This is a genomic window from Streptomyces chisholmiae, from assembly GCF_031845445.1.
Lineage (GTDB): Bacteria > Actinomycetota > Actinomycetes > Streptomycetales > Streptomycetaceae > Streptomyces > Streptomyces chisholmiae.
In genome coordinates this window covers 37,318-61,384 of sequence record NZ_JAVREO010000021.1, presented here as the reverse complement: position 1 = coordinate 61,384, position 24,067 = coordinate 37,318, and the positions used below count along the sequence as shown (strand labels likewise).

The window sequence follows — 24,067 nt, the reverse complement described above, 5'->3', positions numbered from 1 at the left end:
CCTTTGCTGCATCGCCCACGAGGAGCCGACAAGGAGCGACAGCCGAGATGACCACGCGGAACGAAACGCTGGGGACCGACGAGCTGGAGGTCTGGATCGACCAGGACCTCTGCACCGGGGACGGGATCTGCGCCCAGTACGCGCCCGAGGTGTTCGAGTTGGACATCGACGGGCTGGCCTACGTCAAGCCGCCGGTCGGGCCCGGCGAGGAGGCCGAGCTGTACACCACTCCGGGGGCCGCCGCCCCGGTGCCGCTGCCGCTGCTGCGCGAGGTGTCCGACTCGGTGAAGGACTGCCCGGGGGCGTGCATCCACGTGCGGCGGGTGGCGGACGGGACCGAGGTGCTGGGCCCGGACGCCGACTGAGGTCGTCGGCGCGCCGGGCGGCAATCAGACGTCGTTGGGGGCCCGGTCCGCGGTCAGCTCCAGCCGGCCGTCGACCCACCCCCAGCTGACGTCCCGCCGCAGGTCGGGGCAGCAGCGGGGGATGTCGGCCGCAGAGTAGCCGACGAGCCGGGCGGAGAAGCCGGCCCCCTCGGCGCGCAGCCCGTCGACCGTCATGCCCTCGCCCGGGTCGACCAGGGTGGCGGACACCTCGGGCGGCGCCTCGGTGGCCTCGGCGTGGGTGAGCAGGTACATGCCGTTAGGGGGTGACCCCGAGCCCGCGTCGCAGCGGACCACGGCCACCGTCTCACCCTGCCCGTCGGCGTCCACGTCCACCTCGGCCTGGTCGGTGACCAGCACCTCGAACGGGCCGCAGTCCAGCGGGTAGTCGGCGGTGGTGGCGTCCGGGCCCGCGGTCTCCACCGGACCCGAGGTGGCGCCCGCCCCGGTGGGCTGGACCAGGGCCGCGGCGCCGGTCACCGCGGCCACCCCGAGGGCGGTGACCAGCCAGTGGCGGGGGCGGGCGTGGGAGTGCGGAAGGCCGTCGGTCTCGGTGCCCTGGGGCACTGCCGATTGCTGCACGCTGGGGATCTCCGGGAGGCGTGGGGCGCCACGGCACGCCGCGGCGGGGGCCGCGGGGCGTCGTCGGCGCGAGGCGAGGGGACGCTGGCTGGCAGACCCGCATCGTGCCATATCTCACACCGGCGGGGAACGGCGGGGGCCGGTTTCCCCGCCCCCGCCGTGGCTGCCGCGCGCGCCGTGCCCGGCGTCAAGCCTCCCGCGCGGCCCGGGAGTTCAGCCGCTGGCCGCGGAGCCCGAGCCCGAGCCGGCGCCGGGGCCGGTGTAGTCGGAGCCGTAGGCGCCGGGGGCCGGCCGGCGGCGGCGCAGCGGCGGGGTGACCCCGTCGGCCAGCCGGCGGGCGGTGAGCAGGAAGCCGGTGTGCCCGATCATCCGGTGGTCCGGGCGGACCGCGAGCCCCTCCACGTGCCAGGTGCGGACCATGGTCTCCCAGGCGCTCGGCTCGTTGAAGTTGCCGTGCTCGCGGATGGTCTCCACGGTGCGCGCCAGCTGGGTGGTGGTGGCCACGTAGGCGCAGAGGATGCCGCCGGGGACCAGGGCCTTGGCGACCGCGTCCAGGCACTCCCAGGGGGCGAGCATGTCCAGGATCACCCGGTCCACCTCGGTGTCCGAGAGGTGGTCCTGGAGGTCACCGACCGTCAACTGCCAGGCGGGGTGCGGGCTGCCGAAGTAGCGGGTGACGTTCTCCCTGGCGATCTCGGCGAAGTCGGCGCGCCGCTCGTAGGAGTGCAGCATGCCCTGGTCACCGATGGCCCGCAGCAGGAACGCGGAGAGCGACCCCGAGCCGACGCCGGCCTCCACCACCCGGGCGCCGGGGAAGATGTCGGCCATGGCCAGGATCTGCCCCGCGTCCTTGGGGTAGACCACGGCGGCGCCGCGGGGCATGGACAGGACGTAGTCGGGGAGCAGTGGGCGCAGCGCCAGATAGGCGACGCTGCCCGTGGTGCGGACCACCGTCCCCTCGGGAGCGCCGATCAGCTCGTCGTGGGGGAAGGCACCCTTGTGGGTGTGGAAGCTCTTGCCCGCTTCGAGCGTGAAGGTGTAGTGGCGGCCCTTGGGGTCGGTCAGCTGTACCTGGTCCCCGACCTCGAAGGGCCCGCGACGGCGGGCGGCACCGGTCGGTTCGGACATGGCGGCCAGCCTAGACCAGGGGTGGTCCCGGCCCGTAATCGAGCCGGCGGCCGGCACCGGCCGGTCAGTCCGCGGCCGGCCCGGCGGGGGCGGCGCTGCCGGCCACCGCGGCCTTGAACGCCTCGTCCACGTCCCGGGTGGCGAGCACCCCGAAGACGGTGTCGTTCTCCTCCACCACCAGGTACTCGGTGGCCGGGGTGGTGCGCAGGTGCTCCAGCAGGTCCTCGCCGACCAGCCCCACCGGTATCCGCAGCCCCTCGGTCAGCTCCCGGGCGAGGCCGCTGACCGGGACCCAGGGCCGCCGGTGCTCGGGCACCTCGGCGATGCCGGCCTCGCGCACCAGGGCGACCGGGTTGCCCTCGCCGTCCACCACCACCAGCGCGGTGGCGCCGACGTCGTTGGCCCGGCGCAGCGCCTCGGAGAGCGGCGTCTCGGCGGCGACGGGCGCGGCCCGGCGGGTGAGGGCCCGCACGCTGAGCGAGGGCACGTAGGCGCGCAGCCGGGCGGTGCGCAGGCTCTGGCCGGCGCCGGTCCAGATCATCGCGGCCAGCACGGCGGCCAGCAGCGCGTCGACCAGCGAGCCGGGGCCGGCGGCGAAGGAGTCGCGCTCGCCGAGCGGGCCGAGGTGGGTGGCGAGCGGCAGGCCGATCAGCACCGCGAGGGCCAGCGCCCGGCCGGTCCAGGCGGCGACCACGGTGCCGCGCATGGGGCTGCCGGTCAGCCACCAGACCACCGCGCGCAGCATCCGGCCGCCGTCCAGGGGCAGTCCCGGCAGCAGGTTGAAGACGCCGACGATCAGGTTGGAGAACATCAGGCCGGCGACCAGCACGCCGGGCACCGTGCCGGGCTCGACCAGGAACATGCCCAGCCCGAAGAGGCCGGCCAGCACGAGCGAGAGCAGCGGCCCCGAGCCGACCACCACGAGGTCGCGGGCGGGGGTCGGGGACTCGCCCTCGATCTCCGACACGCCACCGAAGAACTGGAGTTGGATGCGGCGCACCGGCAGGCCGAAGCGGCGGGCGGCGTAGGTGTGCGCCAACTCGTGGATCAGCACGGAGCCGTAGAGGGCGACGGCGAAGAAGAGCGCCACCAGGTAGCGGACGGCGCCCAGCTCGGGCAGCGCGCGGCCGAGTTGGTGGCCGAAGAACCAGGTGATCAGGGCGGCGACCAGGAACCAGCTGGGCGCCACGTAGATGGGCACGCCCTGCACCCGGCCCATCAGGATGCCGCCCCTGGGGCGCCGGGCGTCCTCGGGCCGCTCCCGCTCGTCCGCGTCGGATGACCGGTCGGTCGTGGTGTCTCCCACCTGTTCCCCTCGTCGCCTCGCGACTGCGCGCGTCACGGTCGCGTCGCGGTCGATCGTCCCGCGCCCGGCCCGTGAAGTCGATGGTATGGGCTTTTCTGTCAGTGCCGCGCCTTAGGGTTCGCTCCATGACTCGCCGCACCGCCGCACCGCCGCGTTCGCTGTCCCCTTCCAGGGCCGCCGACTTCCAGCAGTGCCCCCTGCTGTACCGCTTCCGGGTGATCGACAAACTGCCCGAGCGGCCCAACGAGGCGGCGACCCGGGGCACCGTGGTGCACGCGGTGCTTGAGCGGCTGTTCGACGCGCCGGCGGGCGAGCGGAGTGTGCCGCGGGCCCGGGCCCTGGTGGCGCCGGAGTGGCGGCGGCTGTTGGCCAAACGGCCCGAGCTGGCGCAGCTGTTCGGCGTGCGGCCGGCGGCCGAGCCCGGCGAGGTCGGGGACGGGGATGGGGAGGGGGAGAAGGCGGGGGACGCGGTCGGGGACGGTGCGGGGTCGGGCGCGCCGGCCGCGGGGGCGGCCGGGCCGCCGTTGGACGAGGAGCGGTTGGCCGCGTTCCTGGCCGAGGCCGAGCGGCTGGTGGAGCGGTGGTTCGCGTTGGAGGACCCGACGCGGCTGGAGCCGGCGGAGCGCGAGCTGTTCGTGGAGACGACGCTGCCGGCCGGGCTCCGGCTGCGCGGGGTGATCGACCGGGTGGACGTGGCGCCCGGCGGCGAGATCCGGATCGTCGACTACAAGACGGGCAAGGCGCCGCCCGAGGCGTACGCGGGCGGCGCGCTCTTCCAGATGAAGTTCTACGCGCTGGTGTTGTGGCGGCTGCGCGGGGTGGTGCCACGCCGGCTCCAGCTGGTCTACCTGGGCAGCGGCGAGGTGCTCAGCCACGATCCCGAGGAGGCGGAGCTGCTGGCCGTCGAGCGGAAGGTGCTGGCCCTGTGGGACGCCATCTCCCGGGCGACCGACTCGGGCGACTGGCGGCCGCGGCGCGGCCGGCTCTGCTCCTGGTGTGACCACCAGTCACGGTGCCCGGAGTTCGGTGGCACTCCCCCGCCCTATCCGCTGCCGGTCCCGCTGCCGCTGCCCGAGCAGGCCGGCGGCGGACGGGAGTCGGCGGACGCGGAGCGCCCGGCCGCCGGTGGCGCGGCCGGGTGAGCCAGAATGGCCGGTGGATCCCGGCGGTCGCGCCCCGGCGCGGCCGTCCCCCCGACCGAAGGGCGACCGCATGCCGATCCGGGTACTGCTCGTGGACGACCAGCCGCTCCTGCGCACCGGATTCCGGATGATCCTGGAGGCGGAGCCCGACCTGACCGTGGTGGGTGAGGCGGGCGACGGTCTCCAGGCGTTGGAGCAGGTGCGCGCCCTGCAACCGGACGTGGTGCTGATGGACATCCGGATGCCGCGGATGGACGGGGTGGAGTCGACGCGGCAGATCACCGGGCCGGCCAAGGACGGGCCGGTGAAGGTGCTGGTGCTGACCACCTTCGATCTGGACGAGTACGTGGTGGAGGCGCTGCGCGCGGGGGCCAGCGGCTTCCTGTTGAAGGACGCGCCGGCGGGCGAGCTGGTGCAGGCGATCCGGGTGGTGGCCAACGGCGAGGCGATGCTGGCGCCCAGCGTCACCCGCCGCCTGCTGGACATGTACGCCTCGAAGCTGCCGTCCGGCGAGGAGCCGGTGCCGGACGCGCTCGGCACGCTCACCGAGCGGGAGGTCGAGGTGCTCAAGCTGGTGGCCCGTGGCCTGTCCAACGCCGAGATCGCCGCCGAGCTGTTCGTCAGCGAGACCACGGTGAAGACCCATGTGGGCCATGTGCTCACCAAGTTGGAGCTGCGGGACCGGGTGCAGGCGGCGGTCTTCGCCTACGAGAGCGGGCTGGTCCGGCCGGGCAACTGACCCGGCCGGGCCGAGCCTGGTCTCAGCGAGCCGGGTCGTGTTCGGCGGCGAGCTGGTCCTGGAGCCTGGCGTGCCGGAACTGGTAGCTGGTCCCGTCCGCCCGCAACACGCCCCTGGCGTGCGCGTCCCGGAGGAAGCGGATGCCGCGCACCGGGAGCCGGGGGCAGAGCTGGAGCAGCGCCAGCGTGGTGCGCACGGTGTCGGAGACGGCCACGGCGCTGGCCAGCCCGATGGGCACCGCGTGGCCGAGGGCGGCGACCAGCCCGGCGCCCCAGCCGGCGGCCCGGGAGTTGCCGTAGCCGAAGACCAGTCCGACGAGCAGCCCGGCGAGCACCCCGAAGAGCACGGTGTGCCGCAGTTCGCGAGCCCAGGCGGCACCCGGGTCGGCGTCCTGGTCGGTGCCGGCGGCCGGGCGGACGGCGCCGACCAGGACGCCGATCACCAAGGCGCCGGTCAGCCCGGCGGACAGGCCGTAGACGGCGTGCTTGGTGGTCCCGTAGGCCAGGCCGACGACCACGCCGGCCGCGGCCCCGGCGCGCGGCGCCAGCCGCGCGAGGCCGGCTCTGGCCCGGGACCAGGCGGTCCGGCCCGGCTCCGGCTGGACCCGGGCCGCGTCCCGGGCGGCCAGCACGCCGACGGCGAGGCCGGCGGCCAGCCCCCACGGGTAGCTGGTCTGGTTGCCGACCGTCAGCCCCACCAGCACCGCGGTCGTCACGCCGACCGCCGGGTCGGAGCGGCGAGCCGGGCCGCCGCGGGTGAGGAACCGGCGCAGCCGGTGCCAGCGGGGGTCGCGGAACTCCGCGACCGTCGCCACCAGCAGGCCGAACAGCACGCCGAGTCCCATCCCGTACCCCACGCCGAAGCGGACGCCGGTGTGCCCGACGGCCACGTATCCGCCGGGCCCGAAGATCACCGCGCCGCTCAGCCCGCCGACCAGCAGGCCGCAGAGCGCGACGAAGGCGATCCTGGGCAGCGGCGGCGCCCACCAGTGCAGGCGCCGCCAGTCCAGCTCGTAGGCGGCGTGCCGGGTCATCCCGGCGGCGAGGAAGGCCAACCAGCGGCGGGCGGCGGCCGGTTCGTAGCGGACCCGGGCTGGTCCAGGGGCCGGCTGGTAGGCGAGGTCGACGAGGCGGCCCAGCAGGGTGACGAGCACCTCCTCGCGGCCCGCGGGTCGCCCGTCGGCGAGCAGTGCGCGGGTGGCCGGGTCCGGGTAGGCGTCGTGGAGCAGCGTCAGGGTCAGCGGCGAGTCAAGGGCCCGGGCGAGGGGGCCGGTGGGGTGGTCCGTCAGGTGGGCGATCAGCTCCGCCCAGGGCTCGCCGGCCGGGTGGCCGTGGCAGCGCCGGTAGTAGTCGACGACGTCCGCCGGGCGCAGCGGTTCGAGGGAGAGCACCGCGGCGCCCCGGAGGCGGCCGGTGCCGACCTCGGCGAACCGTTCGGGCCGGGAGAAGAGCACCACCCGGTAGGTCGCGGACCGGTCGATGGCGGCCAGCGCCGCGTCGCCCAGGGCGGGCGCCAACTCGTCGAAACCGTCCAGGAAGAGGGCGATCCGGCCCTCGGCGACCAGCCGGGCGGCCAGTTCGGGCCCGTGGGCGCGGCGGCGCAGGAACGGGTAGCGGGACTCCAGCTGGCCGACCAGCCAGTCGGTCAGGTGCTGCCGGTCGGGCTCCCAGCTGGTGACGGGGAGCAGCACCGGCACCGGGAAGGCGAGGCGGGCGGCGTCGTCGGTGAGCCGCTGGCGGTGCCGCAGCGCGCCGAGCAGGGTGAGGATCGCGGCGGCCGACTTGCCGCCGCCGGCGGCGCCGAGCACGACGAGCCGGCCGGAGCGCTGCCGCCGGTAGGCCCGCAGCAGGTCGCCGAGGCCGCCGCCGGCCGTCCGGGCCGGCGGCACGGCGGGCGCCGCCGGGTCGGGGCCAGCCACCGGGTCGGGGCCAGCCGGCAGGTCGGGCAGGGCCGGGAAGGGAGCCTCGGCCGGTTCCGGGTGTGGGCGGCGCTGCCAGCTCCAGCGCACCTCGACGGTCGGATACAGGCCCCGGTCGCGGGCGGCCTGGGACCATTCGCCGCGCACCGCCTCGGCCAGCGTGTCCGCGCCGGCCACCGTCCCGGCTAATCGCCTGGCCCGCTCGGCGCCTGGGCCGCGGGCCCGGCCGGGCAGGTGGATCCCGCCGTGGATGTGGGCGGCCTGCACCACGGTGTGCGCGCGGCCGCTGAACCGGTTGCGCCCGGCGTGCCGTTCCATCGGGTCCTCCCCCTGTCGGGCCGGGTCGCGCCCGGCGGCCGGGTCATGAGCCGGCCCGCTCCAGCTCCCAGAAACGGAAGACGGTGGACGGGTCCAGGGTCCACTGGAGCCCGTTGACGTCCTCCCTGGCCACCGCGTACTGCCGGCCCTGCCAGATCGGGATCAGTGGCAACTCCTCGGCCACGATGTCCTGGACGGTACCGAAGTCGGCCACCGTCTCGGCCCGGTCGGCGGCCCGGCGGGTGGCCGGCAGCAGCTCGTCGGCGATCCGGCCCGCGTCGTAGCCGTTGGCCAGGACGTTGTCCGGCCCGAAGAACGGGTCGGTGAAGTTCTCCGGGTCGGGGAAGTCGGGCACCCAGCCCCGGACGAAGGCACCGTAGGCGCCGTCCGCGACGCCCCGGGCGAACTCGTCCGCCGGCACCTCGCGCACCGAGGCGCGGAACCGCCCGCTGGCGCTCAGCTGGCCGGCGAGGTGCTCGAAGGCGGCGACGGTGTCCGGGCCGAAGCGGGCCGGCGTGACCCACAGGGTCAGCTCGACGGGCTCGGTGATGCCGGCCGCGCGCAGCGTGGCGGCCGCGGCCGCCGGGTCGGGGCTGCCGCCGTAGCGGTCGAAGAAGGCGGTGTTGTGGGCGGTGATACCGGCCGGCACCACCGAGTAGAGCGGCTCGACGGTCCGCTGGTAGACGTCGCGGACCAGCGCCTCGCGGTCGATGAGCTGGGCGACCGCGCGCCGGACGGCCGGGTTGCCGGTGACCGGGTCGGCGAGGTTGAAGACCAGGTACTGGGCCTCGGCGCTGGTGCCGTCCACCACCTTCAGCTCGCCGGCGCCGCTGCGGTCGGCGGAGTGCAGGGCGGCGATGTCGCCGGCCGCCAGCCCCCGGTAGGCGATGTCCACCTCGCCGCCGTCCACCGCGTCCGCCAGGGCCTGCTGGTCGCCGTGGAAGAGCCGCAGGGTGACACCGGTGTTGCGGGCCTCGGCCGGCCCCCGGTAGCTCCCGTTGGTCTCGAAGACGGCCTCGTCGGCCTGGTAGTCGGCCAGCGTGTAGCGGCCGGAGCCGACCGCCTCGCCGTCGGTGCGCAGCCGGTCGGGCGGGTACTCGCGGTGGTCGACGATGGAGCCGGCGCCGGAGGCGATCTTCTGCGGGAAGGTGGCGTCCGGCTGGTCGAGGTGGAAGATCACCGTCCGGTCGTCGGGCGTCTCGATCTCGTCGATGCTGGCCAGCAGCACGGCCGGCCCGTCGGGGTCGTCGATGCGCAGCGTCCGTTCCAGCGAGAAGGCGACGTCCCACGAGGTCAGGTCGTTGCCGTTGCTGAAGGTGAGGCCGTCCCTGAGGGTGCAGGTGTAGCGCTGGCTGGCCCGGTCGGTGAAGCCGCACTCCTCGGCGGCCTCGGGGCGGGGCTCGGTGCCGCCGGGCGGGAAGCTGAGCAGGGACTGGAAGACGTTGCTGAAGACCAGCCAGGAGCCCGGGTCGTAGCCGGAGGCCGGATCGACGGAGAGCACCTCGTCGGTCATGCCCACGGTGATCCGGCCGCCGCCGTCCCCGCCGCCGGTCAGGCCGCAGCCGGCCAGCAGGAGGGTGACCAGGGCGGGGGCCAGGATTCGGCGTCGTCTCGTCCGGTGGGTCCGCATCCGCTCGCTCCTCCCGTCGTTGCCGGGCCGGGCCGGTACCCCGCCGGCGGTGTCGCCCTGGTGGCTTCGGTCGTCAGTGGTTCCCGGTCGTCAGTGGTTCTCGGCCAGCGCGTCGTCCGGCGTCGTGGTGCCGGCCCCGGCGGCGGGGCCGGCGACCACCCGCCGCAGGAAGTCCAGATCGACCTCGGCCAGCGAGGCGACGACGGTGCGGCCGGCCGCCGGCGCGATGGGCGCCACGGAGGGCACCGCCACCACCCGGCAGCCGGCCGCCTCGGCGGCGGCGACGCCGGTCGCGGTGTCCTCGACGGCCACGCAGCGGGCGGGCTCGGCGCCCAGCCGGCGGGCGGCGGCGAGGTAGGGGTCCGGGTGCGGCTTGGTGCGGGGCAGCTCGTCGCCGGCGACGGTGGTGGCGAAGAACTCGGCGCCCAACGAGCGCAGTATCCGGTCGATCACCTCGCGGTGCGAGGCGGAGACCAGGGCGGTGGGCACCCGGTGGGCGGCCAGCTCGGTGAGCAGTCGGCGGGCGCCCGGCATCAGCGGCACGCCACGCTCCAGCCGGCGCAGGAAGGCCGTGTTGAGCAGGTCGCGGACCTCGTCCAGGGTGATGTCGGCGCCGGTGACCTCGATCAGGTAGCCGGCGGAGCGGGTCATCGGGCCGCCCACCACGACCTCGCGGTGCGCCTCGTCCAGCACGTGGCCCAGGGCGCCGAAGACCTCGACCTCGGCGTCCCACCAGAAGTCCTCGGTGTCGACCAGGGTGCCGTCCATGTCCAGCAGCACCGCCTGCGGAGCCCCGGGGGCCGGCCGGGTGTCCAGGGCGGGGGTGGAACTCGTCATCCGCAACCTCCGTGGGGAGCGAACTGGCCGGCCGCCCGGGAGGGCGACCGGCCAGCACCGGACCGTTCAGTCTACGTCGGCCGGGGGAACCGTTCCGAGCCGAACAGCCGACCTCACCTGGTCGGCCCAGTGGCCGGTGGTTGAACGGGGGCCGGGACGCGTCAGCGGGCGTTGAAGTAGTTGGCCTCCGGGTGGTGCACGACGATGGCGTCGGTGGACTGCTCCGGGTCGAGCTGGAACTCCTCGGAGAGGGTGACCCCGATGCGCTTGGAGTCCAGCAGGTCGGCGATCTTCGCGCGGTCCTCCAGGTCGGGGCAGGCCGGGTAGCCGAGCGAGTAGCGGCAGCCCTGGTACTCGGTGCGGAACATGCCGGACAGCTCGGTCGGGTCGGCCTGCGCGATGCCCAGCTCCGACCTGACCCTGGCGTGCCAGTACTCGGCCAGCGCCTCCGCCAACTGCACGGACAGGCCGTGCAGTTCGAGGTAGTCGCGGTAGGCGTCGGCGGCGAACAGCTCGGCGGTGGCCTCGCTGACCCGGGGGCCGATGGTGACGGTCTGAAGGGCGACCACGTCCCGTTCGCCGCTGTCGGCCGGGCGGAAGAAGTCGGCCAGGCAGAGTCGGCGGCCGCGGCGCTGCCTGGGGAAGGTGAACCGGGTCCGCTCCGCCCCTTCCTCGTCGAGGATGACCAGGTCGTCGCCCTCGGCGTGGCAGGGGAAGTAGCCGTAGACGACGGCCGCCTCCAGCAGGTTGTCGGTGTGCAGCCTGTCCAGCCAGCCGCGCAGCCGGGGCCGACCCTCGGTCTCCACCAGCTCGGCGTAGTCGGGTCCGTCGTCGCCGCGGCCGGCCTTCAGGCCCCACTGGCCCTTGAAGAGCGCGTCCTCGTCCAGCCAGTCGGCGTAGTCCTTGAGCGGGATGCCCTTGACCACCCGGGTGCCGAGGAACGGCGCGGCGGGCAGCGGCACGTCGGTGGCGGTGGCGGAGCGGGCCGGCACCGCCTCGGCCACCTCGGCGACGGCCGGGGTGTCCCGGCGGGCCACCCGGCGCTGCTTGAGCGCCGGCAGGGTGGCGCCCGGCACGCCGCGCTTGACGGCGACCAGCGCGTCCATCAGCCGCAGCCCCTCGAAGGCGTCCCTGGCGTAGCGGACCTCGCCCTCGTAGATCTCGTGCAGGTCCTGCTCGACGTAGGCGCGGGTGAGGGCGGCGCCGCCGAGGATCACCGGGTAACCGCCGGCCAGGCCGCGCCGGTTCAGCTCCTCCAGGTTCTCCTTCATGATGACGGTGGACTTGACCAGCAGGCCGGACATGCCGATGACGTCGGCCCGGTGCTCCTCGGCGGCCTCCACGATGGCCGAGACGGGCTGCTTGATCCCGAGGTTGACCACGTTGTAGCCGTTGTTGGTCAGGATGATGTCCACCAGGTTCTTGCCGATGTCGTGGACGTCGCCCCGGACGGTCGCCAGCACGATGGTGCCCTTGCCGTCGTCGCTGGTCTTCTCCATGTGCGGCTCCAGGTAGGCCACCGCGTTCTTCATCACCTCGGCGGACTGGAGCACGAAGGGCAGCTGCATCTGGCCGGAGCCGAACAGCTCGCCGACCACCTTCATGCCCTCCAGCAGGGTGTCGTTGACGATCTCCAGCGCGGGCCGCTCGGCCAGCGCCGCGTCGAGGTCGGCCTCCAGGCCCTTGCGTTCGCCGTCGACGATCCGGCGGCGCAGCCGCTCCTCCAGCGGCAGCGCGGCCAGCTCCTCGGCCTTGCCGGCCTTCATGGACTTGGTGTCCACGCCCTCGAAGAGGGTGAGGAAGCGCTGCAGCGGGTCGTAGCCCTCGCGCCGGCGGTCGTAGATCAGGTCCCTGGCGACCTGGACCTGCTCCTCGTCGATCCGGGCGATCGGCAGGATCTTGGCCGCGTGCACGATGGCCGAGTCCAGGCCGGCCCGGACGCACTCGTCCAGGAAGACGGAGTTGAGCACCAGCCGGGCGGCCGGGTTGAGGCCGAAGGAGATGTTGGACAGGCCGAGCGTGGTGCCCACCTCGGGCTGCCGGCGCTTCAACTCCCGGATCGCCTCGATGGTGTTGACGCCGTCCTTGCGGGACTCCTCCTGTCCGGTGCAGATGGTGAAGGTGAGGAAGTCGATCAGGATGTCGGACGGCGCGAAGCCCCAGTTCTCCGTGAGGTCGGCGACCAGCCGCTCGGCGACCGCCAGCTTGTGCTCGGTGGTGCGGGCCTGGCCCTCCTCGTCGATGGTCAGGGCCATCAGCGCGGCCCCGTGCTCGGCGGCCAGCCCGGCGACCCTGGCGAACCTGGACTCGGGGCCGGCGCCGTCCTCGTAGTTGACCGAGTTGATCACGGCCCGGCCGCCGAGGCGCTCCAACCCGGCTTCCAGCACGGCCGGTTCGGTGGAGTCCAGGACGATCGGCAGGGTGGAGGCGGTGGCCAGCCGGCCGGCCACCTCGGCCATGTCGGCCACCCCGTCCCGGCCGACGTAGTCGACGCAGAGGTCCAGCAGGTGGGCGCCCTCGCGGATCTGCTCGCGGGCCAGCTCGACGCAGTCGTCCCAGCGGCCGTCCAGCATGGCCTGGCGGAACTTCTTGGAGCCGTTGGCGTTGGTGCGCTCGCCGATGGCGAGGTAGGCGGTGTCCTGCCGGAAGGGCACGCTCTGGTAGAGCGACGAGGCGCCGGGCTCCGGGCGCGGGTCGCGCTCGGGGGGTGTGAGGCCGCGAACCCGCTCCACCACCCGGCGCAGGTGCTCGGGCGTGGTGCCGCAGCAGCCGCCGACCAGGGACAGCCCGAACTCGTTGACGAACTCTTCGTGCGCGTCGGCGAGTTGCTCGGGGGTCAGCGGGTAGTGCGCGCCGTCCTTGCCGAGCACGGGGAGGCCGGCGTTGGGCATACAGGACAGCCGCAGCTCGCTGTGTCGGGCGAGGTGGCGCAGGTGCTCGCTCATCTCGGCCGGCCCGGTGGCGCAGTTGAGCCCGATCATGTCGATGCCCAGCGGCTCCAGGGCGGTCAGCGCGGCGCCGATCTCCGAGCCGAGCAGCATGGTGCCGGTGGTCTCCACGGTCACCTGGACCAGCAGCGGCAGGTCGACGCCGAGGGCGGCCAGCGCGCGGCGGGCGCCCAGGGTGGCGGCCTTGGTCTGGAGGAGGTCCTGGCTGGTCTCCACCAGCAGGGCGTCGGCGCCGCCGGCGATCAGGCCCTCGGCGTTCTGCTGGAAGGCGTCGCGCAGCGGCCGGTAGCTGGTGTGGCCGAGGGTGGGCAGCTTGGTTCCGGGGCCGATGGAGCCGAGCACCCAGCGGAGCCGGCCGTCCTCGGCGGCGAACTCGTCGGCGACCTCGCGGGCCACCCGGGCGCCGGCCTCGGACAGTTCCCGCACCCGCTCGGGGATGTCGTACTCGCCGAGGGCGGCCAGGTTGGCGCCGAAGGTGTTGGTCTCGACGCAGTCGACGCCGACCGAGAGGTACTCGCGGTGGACGTTGGCCACGATGTCGGGCCGGGTGACGTTGAGGACCTCGTTGCACCCCTCCAGCTGCTGGAAGTCCTCCAGCGAGGGGTCCTGGGCCTGGAGCATCGTGCCCATCCCGCCGTCGGCGACCACGACGCGGCTGGCGAGGGCGTCCCGCAGGGCCTGGGCGCGCTGGGCCTGGGGGACGGTTGGCAGACTGCTGGCAAGAGCCATGGGCTTTTCTCCCAGAGTGCGACGGCTGTCGGCTATGCGCCCGCCAGGAGGCGGCGCACCTCAGCAGCCTAACCGGCGACCGGGCTGTGGGAGCGGTCCATTCCGGGAAACGGACGGCCTTAAACTCTTCCCTGGCCTGGGGGTATCGACATCCCCCACTGTGGTTCGACAATGTCGAACAGACCACGCGGTCGAGGCGGAGCACGCAGGGAGGCGGCCTCATGGCTCGGAGCATCCAGTCGATCGAACGCGCCGCGGCGGTACTCCGCCTGCTCGCCGGCGGCGAGCGGCGCCTGGGGCTCTCCGAGGTCGCCTCGGCGATAGGGCTGGCCAAGGCCACCACCCACGGCCTGCTGCGCACCCTCCAGCAGGAGGGCTTCGTCGAGCAGGACGAGGCGTCGGGGAAGTACCAGCTGGGCGCCGAGCTGCTGCGGCTGGGCAACAGCTACCTGGACGTGCACGAGCTGCGGGCCAGGGCGCTGGTGTGGACCGACGACCTGGCCAGGTCGAGCGGGGAGAGCGCCTACCTGGGCGTGCTGCACCAGCGCGGGGTGCTGATCGTGCACCACGTCTTCCGCCCGGACGACAGCCGCCAGGTGCTGGAGGTGGGGGCGATGCAGCCGCTGCACAGCACCGCGCTGGGCAAGGTGCTGACCGCCTACGACCCGGTGGCGCACAGCGAGGCGCTGGAGACCCGGTTCACCGCGCTCACCCCCGCGACGGCCACCGATCCGGCGGCCTTCGAGCGGACCCTGGACGAGGTGCGGGCGCGCGGCTGGGCCAGCGACATCGAGGAGACCTGGGACGGCGTCGCGTCCGTCGCCGCGCCGATCGTGGACCGCCGCCGGATGCCGGTCGGCGCGGTCGGGATCACTGGAGCGGTGGAACGCGTGCTGGACGGTTCGACCCCGCGCCCCGCGCTGGTGGCGGCGGTCAGGGACTGCGCGCGGGCCGTGTCGCGCGATCTGGGAGCCGGCCGTTTCTAGGACAATCCAGACACCGGAGAGGTAGCTGGCGCGCACCCACTTGACGCACTCCTCCCCGGGGAGAAAACTGCCGTTCGTTGGTCGATAATGTCGAACACTGGACGGATGTCGACCAGGAATCCCCCTGGACGAAGGACAAAGGAGTCGCGGGTGTCCAGCTCCGATATCTTCTTCGGCGAGGTGCTCGGCACCGCCGTACTGATCCTGCTCGGTGGTGGCGTGGTCGCCGGCACCGTGCTCAAGAAATCGAAATCGTTCGAAGCCGGCTGGATCGTGATCACCTTCGGCTGGGGTATGGCGGTGCTCACCGGCGCCTACGTCTCCACCCAGCTCTCCGGCGCGCACATCAACCCGGCGGTCACCCTCGGCATCGCCATCGACACCGGCGAGTGGACCAACGTGCCCACCTACGTCGCCGGACAGATGCTGGGCGCGATGATCGGCGCCACCCTGGTCTGGCTCACCTACTACGGCCACTTCCAGGCGCACCTGCTGGACCGCGAGGAGGTCAGCGGCTCGCGCACGCCGGGCCCGCGCGCCTTCGACGAGACCACGGCCAGGACCGAGGAGCGCCGGGCCCCCGCGGCCGGCGAGCCGGGGCCGGTGTTGGGGATCTTCTCGACCGCGCCGGAGATCCGCAACACGGCACAGAACCTCGCCACCGAGATCATCGCCACCGCCGTGCTGGTCATCGCGGTGCTGGCCATCGGGGTCAACGACGACCTGGCGCTCTCCGGCACCGGGCCGCTGATGGTGGCCCTGGTGGTGCTCGGCATCGGCCTCTCGCTCGGTGGCCCGACCGGCTACGCCATCAACCCGGCCCGCGACCTCGGCCCGCGGATCGTGCACGCGCTCCTCCCCCTGCCCAACAAGGGCGGCTCGGACTGGGGTTACTCCTGGATTCCCGTCGTCGGACCGCTGATCGGCGCCGTGCTCGGGGCCGTCATCCACAACCTGCTGTTCTGACCGCGCCCCGCGCCGGGTACCCGATCCCCGCACCACCGCACCCGCCACGACCAGGAGTCGCCAACCATGTCTGACGCACCGGACCGCGAGTACATCGCCGCGATCGACCAGGGCACCACCTCCAGCCGCTGCATCGTCTTCGACCGCGACGGACGGATCGTCTCCGTCGAACAGAAGGAGCACGAGCAGATCTTCCCCAAACCGGGGTGGGTGGAACACGACGCGAAGGAGATCTGGACCAACGTCCAGGAAGTCGTCGCCGGCGCCCTGGCCAAGGCCGAGGTCGCCAAGGAACACGTCAAGGCGATCGGCATCACCAACCAGCGCGAGACCACCCTGCTGTGGGACCGCACCACCGGCGAGCCGGTGCACAACGCCATCGTCTGGCAGGACACCCGCACCGACGCGCTCTGCCGGGAGCTGGGCCGCAACGTCGGCCAGGACCGGTTCCGCCGGGAGACCGGGCTGCCGCTCTCCTCCTACTTCGCCGGCCCGAAGATCCGCTGGCTGCTGGACAACGTCGAGGGCCTGCGGGAGCGCGCCGAGCGGGGCGAGATCCTCTTCGGGACGATGGACTCGTGGGTGATCTGGAACCTCACCGGCGGCACCTCGGGCGGGGTGCACGTCACCGACGTCACCAACGCCTCCCGCACCATGCTGATGAACCTCCGCACGCTCCGCTGGGAGGAGCGGATCTGCGAGTCGATCGGCGTGCCGATGGAGGTGCTGCCGGAGATCCGGTCCTCGTCCGAGGTCTACGGGCACGCCAAGGGCGGCGTGCTGGACGGGGTCCCGGTGGCCTCCGCGCTGGGCGACCAGCAGGCGGCGCTCTTCGGCCAGACCTGTTTCTCGGTCGGCGAGGCCAAGTCCACCTACGGCACCGGCACCTTCCTGCTGATGAACACCGGCAACCAGGCGATCAACTCCTACGCCGGCCTGGTCACCACGGTGGGCTACCGGATCGGCGACCAGCAGCCGGTGTACGCGCTGGAGGGCTCCATCGCGATCACCGGCGCCCTGGTGCAGTGGATGCGGGACCAGATGGGCCTGATCAACAGCGCGGCCGAGATCGAGACGCTGGCCCGCTCGGTGGACGACAACGGCGGCGCCTACTTCGTGCCGGCGTTCTCCGGGCTGTTCGCCCCCTACTGGCGCTCCGACGCCCGGGGCGTGATGGCCGGGCTGACCCGCTACGTGACGAAGGCGCACATCGCGCGGGCGGTGCTGGAGGCCACCGCCTGGCAGACCAGGGAGATCGTCGACGCCATGCGGAAGGACTCCGGCGTCGAGCTGACCTCCCTGAAGGTGGACGGCGGAATGACCTCCAATAATCTACTCATGCAGAACATCTCGGATTTTCTGGACGCCCCCGTGGTGCGGCCCATGGTCTCCGAGACCACCTGCCTCGGCGCCGCCTACGCGGCCGGCCTGGCCGTCGGCTTCTGGTCCAACATCGAGGACCTGCGAGCCAACTGGCGCCGCGCCGCGGAGTGGACCCCGCAGATGGACCCGGCCGAGCGCGACCGGGAGTACCAGTTCTGGCTCAAGGCCGTGCAACGGACCATGGGCTGGCTCGATGAGGAAGGCTGACATCAGATGAACACCCCGCGCCCGACCGCCGAACCGGCCGCCATAACCCGCGCCGAACGGCGCTCCGAGACCCGGCAGCGGCTCGCCGAGGCGACCTACGACCTGCTGGTGATCGGGGGCGGCATCCTGGGCACCTCGGTGACCTGGCACGCCGCCCAGTCGGGCCTGCGGGTGGCGATGGTGGACGCCGGCGACTTCGCCGGCGCCACCTCGTCCGCCTCGTCCAAGCTGGTCCACGGCGGCCTGCGGTACCTGCAGACCGGCGCCGTGCGGCTGGTCGCCGAGAACCACCACGAGCGACGGGTGCTGGCCAAGGACGTCGCCCCGCACCTGGTCAACCCGCTCACCTTCTACCTGCCGGTCTACCAGGGCGGCCCGCACGGCGCCGCCAAGCTGGGCGCCGGCGTCTTCGCCTACTCGGCGCTCTCCGCCTTCGGCGACGGCGTGGGCCGGGTCATCTCCCCCGCCAAGGCCGCCGCCGAGGTGCCGGCGCTGCGCACCGAGCACCTGAAGGCCGTCGCGGTCTACGGGGACCACCAGATGAACGACGCCCGGGTCGCGGTGATGACCGTGCGGGCCGCCGCCGAGGCCGGCGCCACCGTGCTCAACCACGCCGAGGTCACCGGCCTGCGGCTGACCGGCGGCCGGGTCACCGGCGCCGAGCTGCGGGACCGGCTGGACGGTTCGGAGTTCGGGGTCGACGCCCGGCTGGTGCTCAACGCCACCGGCCCCTGGGTGGACCGGCTGCGCCGGATGGAGGACAAGCACGCGGCACCCAGCGTCCGGCTGTCCAAGGGCACCCACCTGGTGATGCGGCGGGTCGCGCCCTGGCCGGTGGCGCTGGCCACCCCGGTGGACAAGTACCGGATCACCTTCGCGCTGCCCTGGGAGGACCAGCTGCTGCTGGGCACCACCGACGAGGCCTACGAGGGCGATCCGGCCGAGGTGGCGCCCACCGAGGCCGACATCACCCAGATCCTCGACGAGACCGGCCACTCGGTGCGCGACGAGCAGCTGGACCGGGACCTGATGACCTACGCCTTCGCCGGCCTGCGGGTGCTGCCCGGCGGCCCGGGCGGGAGCGCCAGGGCCAAGCGGGAGACCGTGGTGACCGAGGGCGTCGGCGGCATGCTGTCGGTGGCCGGCGGCAAGTGGACGACCTACCGGCACATCGGACGCGCCGTGCTGCGCAAGCTGGCCAAGCTGCCGGGCGACCCGCTGGGCGGCGGGATGGAGCCGGTCGGCGACCTGGTGCGGCGGGTGCCGCTGCCCGGCGTCGCCAGCCCCAACGCGGTGGCCCACCGGCTGCTGGCCGACCCGGAGTTGGGCCAGGCCCTCGGCCCGGCCACCGCCACCCACCTGGCCACCCACTACGGCTCGCTGGCCCTGGACATCGCCGGACTGGTCCGCCGCGACCGGGCGTTGGGCGAGCGGGTGCACCCGGACAGCCCGGAGATCATGGCCCAGCTGGTGTACGCCAGGGACCACGAGTGGGCGGAGACCGTGGACGACGTGCTCCGCCGCCGGACCACCCTGACCGTGCGCGGCCTGGACACCCCCGAGGTGCGGCGGCGGGTCGCCGAGGTGCTGGGCGAGGCCGGCTGAGCGCGCCGGCGGGGCGCGGGGGCCAGGGCACCGTGGCACCGGCCCGACCCGGCCACCGCCGTTGCCCCGGATCGGCCGTCAACCGGCCGGCCCGGGGCCCGGGTTGACCGGTCACCACCCGGCGGGGACCGGCGCGCCCCGGCGCACGCGCCGGGCTTGCCGCGCGTCCACGCCCCCCGGGCGCCCGGCCGCCGGACCGGGCGGAGCCCGCGCCCCACTCCTCCGCGCCCCACCTCGAACCTCTGCCCGACTCCACGGTCGGTCCGCCGCACCGCCGTGACCTGCGCTTCCCCTCGGTGACCGGCCAGCCACCGTGAGCGCTGAACGCGCCACCACCCGGCGTGAGTTGACCGACGAGATCGCGCCATGCGAGGCCGGGCGCCCGGCAGCGCCTCGCGGAAGCCGCCCGGTTCGGCGACAAGCCTGCCCCGGGCAGGCGTACGAGGACGGCCGGCTGGGCACGGTCACGCCGTAGGCTGGGGCCGCACGGAAACTTGATGCAGCCGGGTCGGACAACAACCGTCCCGTCCCGGCCGGGAGGAGGCGCTGGGTGATCGAGCTCGACGGAGTCCCCGAGCTGGTTGACCCGGTCATGGTGGCCGCGTTCGAAGGCTGGAACGATGCTGGTGACGCCGCCTCCGCCGCGGTGGCCCATCTGGAACGGGAGTGGAAGGGCGAGGTGTTCGCGGCGCTGGACGCCGAGGACTACTACGACTTCCAGGTCAACCGCCCGCACATCTGGCTGGACGGCGGCGTGCGCCGCATCACCTGGCCGACGACCAGGCTCTCGGTGGTCAGGATCGGCTCCGAGGACGGCCCGGTCCGGCGCCGGGACCTGGTCCTGGTGCGCGGGATCGAGCCCAGCATGCGCTGGCGCTCGTTCTGCAACGAGATCCTCGGCTTCGCCCACGAGTTGGGGGTGGAGATGGTGGTGGTGCTGGGCGCGCTGCTGGGCGACACCCCGCACACCCGCCCCGTTCCGGTCACGAGCGTGACCTCGGACGAGGACCTGGCGCGCACGCTGGATCTGGAGGAGTCCAGGTACGAGGGCCCGACGGGCATCGTGGGCATCCTCCAGGAGGCGTGCGGGCACGCCGGCGTCCCGGCCGTGACGCTCTGGGCCGCGGTGCCGCACTACGTGGCCCAGCCGCCCAACCCCAAGGCGAGCCTGGCGCTGCTGCACGCGCTGGAGGACCTGCTGAACCTGGGCATCCCGCTCGGCGACCTGCCGGAGGACGCCCGCGCCTGGCAGCTCGGCGTCGACCAACTGGCCGCCGAGGACAGCGAGGTGGCGGAGTACGTCAAGTCCCTGGAGGAGGCGCGGGACACGGCGGAGCTGCCGGAGGCGTCCGGCGAGGCCATCGCCAAGGAGTTCGAGCGCTATCTGCGGCGCCGGGACGGGGCCCCGCCGGGCGGCGACCAGAGCTCGTACCTGCGCGACCCGGGCAGCGGCCGGGGCCGGCGGCCCCGGCCGCCGGAGAGCGAGGGCGGCTCGCCGGAGGCCGGCGGCAAGGAGCCCGAGGAGTAGCCGGCCGGGCCCCCGCACGGACCACGCGACGCGCGTCAACTCACCTGTGTCCACGGTGAGTTGGCGCGCTTTTCCATGCCCGGACGGCGCCCGGGCAGCGGGCCGTTCGACGACGGGAGCCGCACTGGCCGGGGGGCGGGGAATGTGGTGATGAGGGTGATATTAACCGCATCAATACTGACCATAGCCAGTATTTGTTTTCCTGAACACATTCCCGCACGTACCTTCTTCGCACCGGTCACGTTCCGTTCCCCCGACGCGGCCGGGTTTCCCGTCCCTGGAGGCCCAGCGTGTCTGTTTCCCCGTCCCCGTCCCCCTCGCCGTCGCCGTCCCCCGACCCCGCCCCGTCACCGACCGACGCCGGCCGCCCGGGCGACTGGCGGCCCAGGGAGGGGCAGTTGCGCTCCCTGCGTGCGGCGGTCGCCGGCAACGTCCTGGAGTGGTTCGACTGGACCCTCTACTCGATCTTCTCCACCTACATAGCCGCGCACTTCTTCGACAAGTCGAACCCGTCCTCCGCGCTGCTCTCGACGCTCGCGGTGTTCGCCGTCGGCTTCCTGGCCCGCCCGCTCGGCGGCCTGGTCTTCGGCCGGCTGGCCGACCGCAGGGGCCGCAAGCTGGTGCTGGTCGTGACCATCACCATCATGTCCGTGGCCAGCCTGGCCATCGCCCTGGTGCCCGGCTACGAGGAGATCGGCGTCTGGTCCTCGGTGCTGCTGCTGGTGGCCCGGCTGGCCCAGGGACTCGCGCACGGCGGCGAGTCCGGCGTCTCCTACACCTACGTCTCGGAGATCGCGCCGCCCCGGCACCGCGGCCTCTGGTCCAGCTCGGTGTTCTTCGCGGTCACCCTCGGCGTGATGCTGGCGACCGCGCTCGGCACCGTCTGTACCACCCTGTTCGGCGAGGACGGCACCGCCGACTACGGCTGGCGGGGCGCGTTCGTCTTCGGCGCGCTGCTCGGCCTGCTGGTGCTGTGGCTGCGCAAGACCGCCGAGGAGACCTCCGAGTTCACCGCCAAGGGGGGCGCGGACGCGGCGGCCGCCCCACGGCTCGGCCGGCGCCAGGCGCTCCGGCTCGGCCTGCTGGTGGTGCTGCTGGCCTGCGGCCACAACTGCGCCTACTACGTGTGGGCGACGTTCGCCTCCTCGTTCGCCATCTCGCAGCGCGGCATGGACTCGCAGTCCGCCTTCACCGCCAGCCTGCTGGCCCAGGCCGTGGCGCTCGGACTGCTGGTGTTCTGGGGCGCCGTCTCCGACCGGATCGGCCGGCGGCCGATGATCATCGCGATGGGGATCGCCGCGATCGTCCTCTACTACCCGCTCTCGCTGCTGATCACCGACGAGCCGTGGACACTGTTCGTCGCCCAGGCCGTCGGCATGGGCGTGTGGGCGATGGGCGCGGCGATGTACCCGGCGTTCATCTCCGAGTTGTTCCCCACCCACACCCGGGCCGCCGGGGTGGCGCTGGCCACCTCGGTCTCGGTGGCGCTCTTCGGCGGCACCGCCCCCTACCTGATGACCTGGTTCGACGAGTCGGGCCTGGCCTGGGTGTTCTGGATCTGGGTCGGGCTGCTCTCCGCGCTGGCCATCGTGGGCGGCCTGCTCGTCCGGGAGACCAGGGGCATCGACCTGGGCGCCGTCAGCTCCCCGTTCCGCGACCGGCGCCGACCGGGCGCGGGCGCCGGCCGGCGGGAGGCCGCGAAGTGACCTGGACCCCCGACTACCCCAGGGCGCTGCCGGCCCGCCGCCCCGCCGGGCACCAGCCCCGCGCCCCGCGCTGGACGCTCGGCCTGGACGCCCCCACCTCCCTGCTGACCAGCGACTACCTGGCCGTCCAGTGCGGCGACGAACGGGCCGGCGCGGTCGCCGAGTTCCTGGCGGCGGCCCGCGCCAGCCACCCGGCCGGCGACCCGGACGCCCCCGAGGCCTGGGAGCTGCTGTCGCACACCGACGAGACCGGCGCGTACAACCTGGTGCACCTGGGCTACTGGCGGGACGCCACCGCGCACGCCCGCTGGCTCCGCTCGGCACCACTGGCCCGCTGGTTCCACGGACTCGACGCGGCGACCGCCGAACACGGCGCCTGGCACGAGGTGGTCCAGGTGCCCCCGGAGCGCGCCGAGACCATCTACTCGGACCCGCGCCGCGCCTTCGGCCTGGCGGCCTGCGACGGCACCCGGATGGTGTCGATGACCACCAACGGCTACTTCGGCGCGGCCCGCGACCGGCTGCCGGTCTCGGCGATCGACCCGCTGGAGCCCGCCGGGCCGCACCGGCGCCGCACCCCGCCCGTCGCCTCCCAGCGGCGCCGGCTGCGCGCCGAGTGCGGCCACCACACCGCCGTCATCCGGTCCGGCCAGTACTGGCAGCCGGCGACCGGCGAACAGCTCGCCGACTACGAGGAGGTCCTGCGGCCCAAGCTGATGGCCGGCATGGACCACCTGCGGCGGGCGGCCGACACCGCCGGCACCCTGTCGCTGCGGGTGCTGACCAGCCTGGACCGGGAGAGCCTGCGGCCGCTGCGGGAGACCTCCGTGCTGGGCCACTTCCACAGTCTGGCCGCACTGGAGGAGTGGGCGGCCGGGCACGCCACGCACGCCGCGATCTACCAGCACGCCATCGAGAAGAACCGGCGGTACGGCCCGGAGCGCACCGTCGTCACCTGGCACGAGGTGTTCGTGCTGCCCCGCACGGCCGCGTTCGAGTACGTCAACTGCCACCCGGGGACCGGCCTGTTGCCGTACGCCCCGACGGTGCTGGCGGTGCTCCCGTGACCCCCGACGACCCGGTCGGCGAGCTGCGTGGCTACGACCTGAACCTGCTGGTCGTCTTCGCGACGCTGATGCGCGAGCGGAACGTCACCAGGACGGCCGAGCAGCTGCACATGAGCCAGGCCGCCGTCTCCGCGGCGCTCGGCCGGCTGCGGAAGCTCTTCGACGACCCGCTGTTCACGCGGGCGCCCGGCGGGATGGCGCCCACCGCCCGCGCCCACCGGCTGCACGCGCCGGTGCGGCGCGGCCTGGACAGCCTGAAGATCGCCATCGCCGGCGAGCCGGCCTTCGACCCGGCGCGCAGCGGCACCGTCTTCCGGCTCGGCATGTCGGACGACGTGGAGGCGCTGCTGCTGCCCGCGTTGATCACCCAGGTCACCGACGCCTCGCCGGACTCGTCGGTGTTCTGCCTCCAGGCGAACCGGATGACGGTGGCCGGGCTGTTGGAGACCGGGCAGGTCGAGGTGGGGGTGACGGCCGCGGCGGCGTGGGGCCCGGAGATCCACAGCCGGACGCTGTTCGCCTCCCGCTACGCCTGCCTCCACGACCCGCGCGCGCTGGGCCGGCGGGGCCCGCTGACCCGGGCCGAGTTCGTGTCGCTGCCGCACGTGATGATCAGCGCGGACGGCACCCGCGGCATCGTCGACGACGTGCTCGACTCGGAGAACCTGACCCGCCGCCGGATCGCCTCCACCGCGCACTTCGCCATGGTGCCGCTGCTGCTGGCCAGCACGCCGGCCATCGCCACCATGCCACGGCACGCCGCCGAGGTGTTCGCCGCCCGATACGGCCTGGAGGCCACCGAACCGCCCGTGGCGCTGCCCCAGTTCACCGTGTCCGCCCTGTGGCACCGGAGCAACTCGGACGACCCGCGGGTGCGGTGGCTGGTGGGGCAGCTGGCGGCGCTGGCCGCCCGGCTGGTCCCCGAGCCACCCGGCTGAGCGACCCGTCCCCCACCACCT

18 protein-coding genes are annotated in these 24,067 nt (G+C 73.8%); 11 read left to right on the top strand and 7 right to left on the bottom strand.

Features of this window, described 5'->3' with window-relative positions; translation table 11 throughout:
- The first annotated feature begins 47 nt into the window (after nt 1–47).
- A complete protein-coding gene (locus RM844_RS27030) occupies nt 48–365 on the top strand; it encodes a ferredoxin (protein WP_311670020.1) in 318 nt (105 codons plus the stop codon).
- A gap of 24 nt (nt 366–389) precedes the next feature.
- Here the strand turns inward: RM844_RS27030 and RM844_RS27025 are convergent, their stop codons facing one another.
- The 3 genes from RM844_RS27025 to RM844_RS27015 form a co-directional block, all read right to left on the bottom strand.
- Nucleotides 390–965, bottom strand: coding sequence for a hypothetical protein (locus RM844_RS27025; RefSeq protein ID WP_311670019.1), 576 nt, complete (start codon nt 963–965; stop codon nt 390–392).
- Between the two features lie 213 nt (nt 966–1,178).
- Nucleotides 1,179–2,093 (bottom strand): tRNA (adenine-N1)-methyltransferase, encoded by a 915-nt coding sequence (locus tag RM844_RS27020; protein WP_311670018.1) that lies wholly within the window; start codon nt 2,091–2,093, stop codon nt 1,179–1,181.
- 64 nt (nt 2,094–2,157) lie between these two features.
- Nucleotides 2,158–3,399 (bottom strand): site-2 protease family protein, encoded by a 1,242-nt coding sequence (locus RM844_RS27015; RefSeq protein ID WP_311670017.1) that lies wholly within the window; start codon nt 3,397–3,399, stop codon nt 2,158–2,160.
- 125 nt (nt 3,400–3,524) lie between these two features.
- On the opposite strand from RM844_RS27015, the gene RM844_RS27010 reads away from it, so the two are divergent.
- Nucleotides 3,525–4,541 carry a RecB family exonuclease gene (locus RM844_RS27010; RefSeq protein WP_311670016.1) on the top strand — a complete coding sequence of 339 codons (1,017 nt, stop codon included), beginning with the start codon at nt 3,525–3,527 and terminating at the stop codon, nt 4,539–4,541.
- 70 nt (nt 4,542–4,611) lie between these two features.
- The gene (locus tag RM844_RS27005) at nt 4,612–5,280 is read left to right on the top strand and encodes a response regulator transcription factor (protein ID WP_311670015.1); all 669 of its coding nucleotides are present in this window, start codon (nt 4,612–4,614) and stop codon (nt 5,278–5,280) included.
- A 22-nt stretch (nt 5,281–5,302) separates the two neighbouring features.
- Here RM844_RS27005 and RM844_RS27000 read toward each other — a convergent pair whose 3' ends face one another.
- From RM844_RS27000 to metH, 4 genes are all read right to left on the bottom strand, one after another.
- On the bottom strand, nt 5,303–7,516 hold the full coding sequence (locus RM844_RS27000) for a hypothetical protein (protein ID WP_311670014.1): 2,214 nt from the start codon (nt 7,514–7,516) through the stop codon (nt 5,303–5,305).
- 43 nt (nt 7,517–7,559) lie between these two features.
- Entirely contained in the window at nt 7,560–9,146 is a 1,587-nt protein-coding gene (locus RM844_RS26995) for an ABC transporter substrate-binding protein (RefSeq protein WP_311670013.1), read from the bottom strand.
- A 90-nt stretch (nt 9,147–9,236) separates the two neighbouring features.
- Nucleotides 9,237–9,983 (bottom strand): HAD family hydrolase, encoded by a 747-nt coding sequence (locus tag RM844_RS26990; RefSeq protein WP_311670012.1) that lies wholly within the window; start codon nt 9,981–9,983, stop codon nt 9,237–9,239.
- 161 nt (nt 9,984–10,144) lie between these two features.
- Nucleotides 10,145–13,660, bottom strand: a complete 3,516-nt coding sequence (metH, locus tag RM844_RS26985; RefSeq protein ID WP_311670011.1) for a methionine synthase — start codon at nt 13,658–13,660, stop codon at nt 10,145–10,147.
- A gap of 221 nt (nt 13,661–13,881) precedes the next feature.
- Here metH and RM844_RS26980 point away from each other — a divergent pair, with 221 nt between their 5' ends.
- The 8 genes from RM844_RS26980 to RM844_RS26945 all read left to right on the top strand — a co-directional run bounded on the left by RM844_RS26980 (nt 13,882) and on the right by RM844_RS26945 (nt 24,046).
- The gene (locus RM844_RS26980) at nt 13,882–14,646 is read left to right on the top strand and encodes an IclR family transcriptional regulator (RefSeq protein WP_311670010.1); all 765 of its coding nucleotides are present in this window, start codon (nt 13,882–13,884) and stop codon (nt 14,644–14,646) included.
- Nucleotides 14,647–14,796: 150 nt separating this feature from the next.
- On the top strand, nt 14,797–15,612 hold the full coding sequence (locus RM844_RS26975; RefSeq protein ID WP_311670009.1) for an MIP/aquaporin family protein: 816 nt from the start codon (nt 14,797–14,799) through the stop codon (nt 15,610–15,612).
- Nucleotides 15,613–15,678: 66 nt separating this feature from the next.
- Nucleotides 15,679–17,202, top strand: coding sequence for a glycerol kinase GlpK (gene glpK, locus RM844_RS26970; RefSeq protein WP_311670008.1), 1,524 nt, complete (start codon nt 15,679–15,681; stop codon nt 17,200–17,202).
- A 6-nt stretch (nt 17,203–17,208) separates the two neighbouring features.
- On the top strand, nt 17,209–18,807 hold the full coding sequence (locus tag RM844_RS26965) for a glycerol-3-phosphate dehydrogenase/oxidase (protein WP_311670007.1): 1,599 nt from the start codon (nt 17,209–17,211) through the stop codon (nt 18,805–18,807).
- A 550-nt stretch (nt 18,808–19,357) separates the two neighbouring features.
- Nucleotides 19,358–20,335: a PAC2 family protein gene (locus RM844_RS26960; protein ID WP_311670006.1), complete on the top strand. Its 978-nt coding sequence runs from the start codon at nt 19,358–19,360 to the stop codon at nt 20,333–20,335.
- A gap of 398 nt (nt 20,336–20,733) precedes the next feature.
- Nucleotides 20,734–22,041, top strand: coding sequence for an MFS transporter (locus RM844_RS26955; protein WP_311670005.1), 1,308 nt, complete (start codon nt 20,734–20,736; stop codon nt 22,039–22,041).
- On the top strand, nt 22,038–23,108 hold the full coding sequence (locus tag RM844_RS26950; protein WP_311670004.1) for a phenylacetaldoxime dehydratase family protein: 1,071 nt from the start codon (nt 22,038–22,040) through the stop codon (nt 23,106–23,108). The genes RM844_RS26955 and RM844_RS26950 overlap by 4 nt, the downstream gene beginning before the upstream one ends.
- Nucleotides 23,105–24,046 (top strand): LysR family transcriptional regulator, encoded by a 942-nt coding sequence (locus RM844_RS26945; protein WP_311670003.1) that lies wholly within the window; start codon nt 23,105–23,107, stop codon nt 24,044–24,046. The genes RM844_RS26950 and RM844_RS26945 overlap by 4 nt, the downstream gene beginning before the upstream one ends.
- The last annotated feature ends 21 nt before the right edge of the window (nt 24,047–24,067 follow it).

Excerpts from the sequence above, each read along its gene's own strand:
- RM844_RS27030 (WP_311670020.1), top strand. The coding sequence starts at position 48 with ATGACCACGCGGAACGAAACGCTGGGGACCGACGAGCTGGAGGTCTGG.
- RM844_RS27020 (WP_311670018.1), bottom strand. The coding sequence starts at position 2,093 with ATGTCCGAACCGACCGGTGCCGCCCGCCGTCGCGGGCCCTTCGAGGTC.
- RM844_RS27010 (WP_311670016.1), top strand. The coding sequence starts at position 3,525 with ATGACTCGCCGCACCGCCGCACCGCCGCGTTCGCTGTCCCCTTCCAGG.
- RM844_RS27005 (WP_311670015.1), top strand. The coding sequence starts at position 4,612 with ATGCCGATCCGGGTACTGCTCGTGGACGACCAGCCGCTCCTGCGCACC.
- RM844_RS27000 (WP_311670014.1), bottom strand. The coding sequence starts at position 7,516 with ATGGAACGGCACGCCGGGCGCAACCGGTTCAGCGGCCGCGCGCACACC.
- RM844_RS26995 (WP_311670013.1), bottom strand. The coding sequence starts at position 9,146 with ATGCGGACCCACCGGACGAGACGACGCCGAATCCTGGCCCCCGCCCTG.
- RM844_RS26990 (WP_311670012.1), bottom strand. The coding sequence starts at position 9,983 with ATGACGAGTTCCACCCCCGCCCTGGACACCCGGCCGGCCCCCGGGGCT.
- metH (WP_311670011.1), bottom strand. The coding sequence starts at position 13,660 with ATGGCTCTTGCCAGCAGTCTGCCAACCGTCCCCCAGGCCCAGCGCGCC.
- RM844_RS26980 (WP_311670010.1), top strand. The coding sequence starts at position 13,882 with ATGGCTCGGAGCATCCAGTCGATCGAACGCGCCGCGGCGGTACTCCGC.
- glpK (WP_311670008.1), top strand. The coding sequence starts at position 15,679 with ATGTCTGACGCACCGGACCGCGAGTACATCGCCGCGATCGACCAGGGC.
- RM844_RS26965 (WP_311670007.1), top strand. The coding sequence starts at position 17,209 with ATGAACACCCCGCGCCCGACCGCCGAACCGGCCGCCATAACCCGCGCC.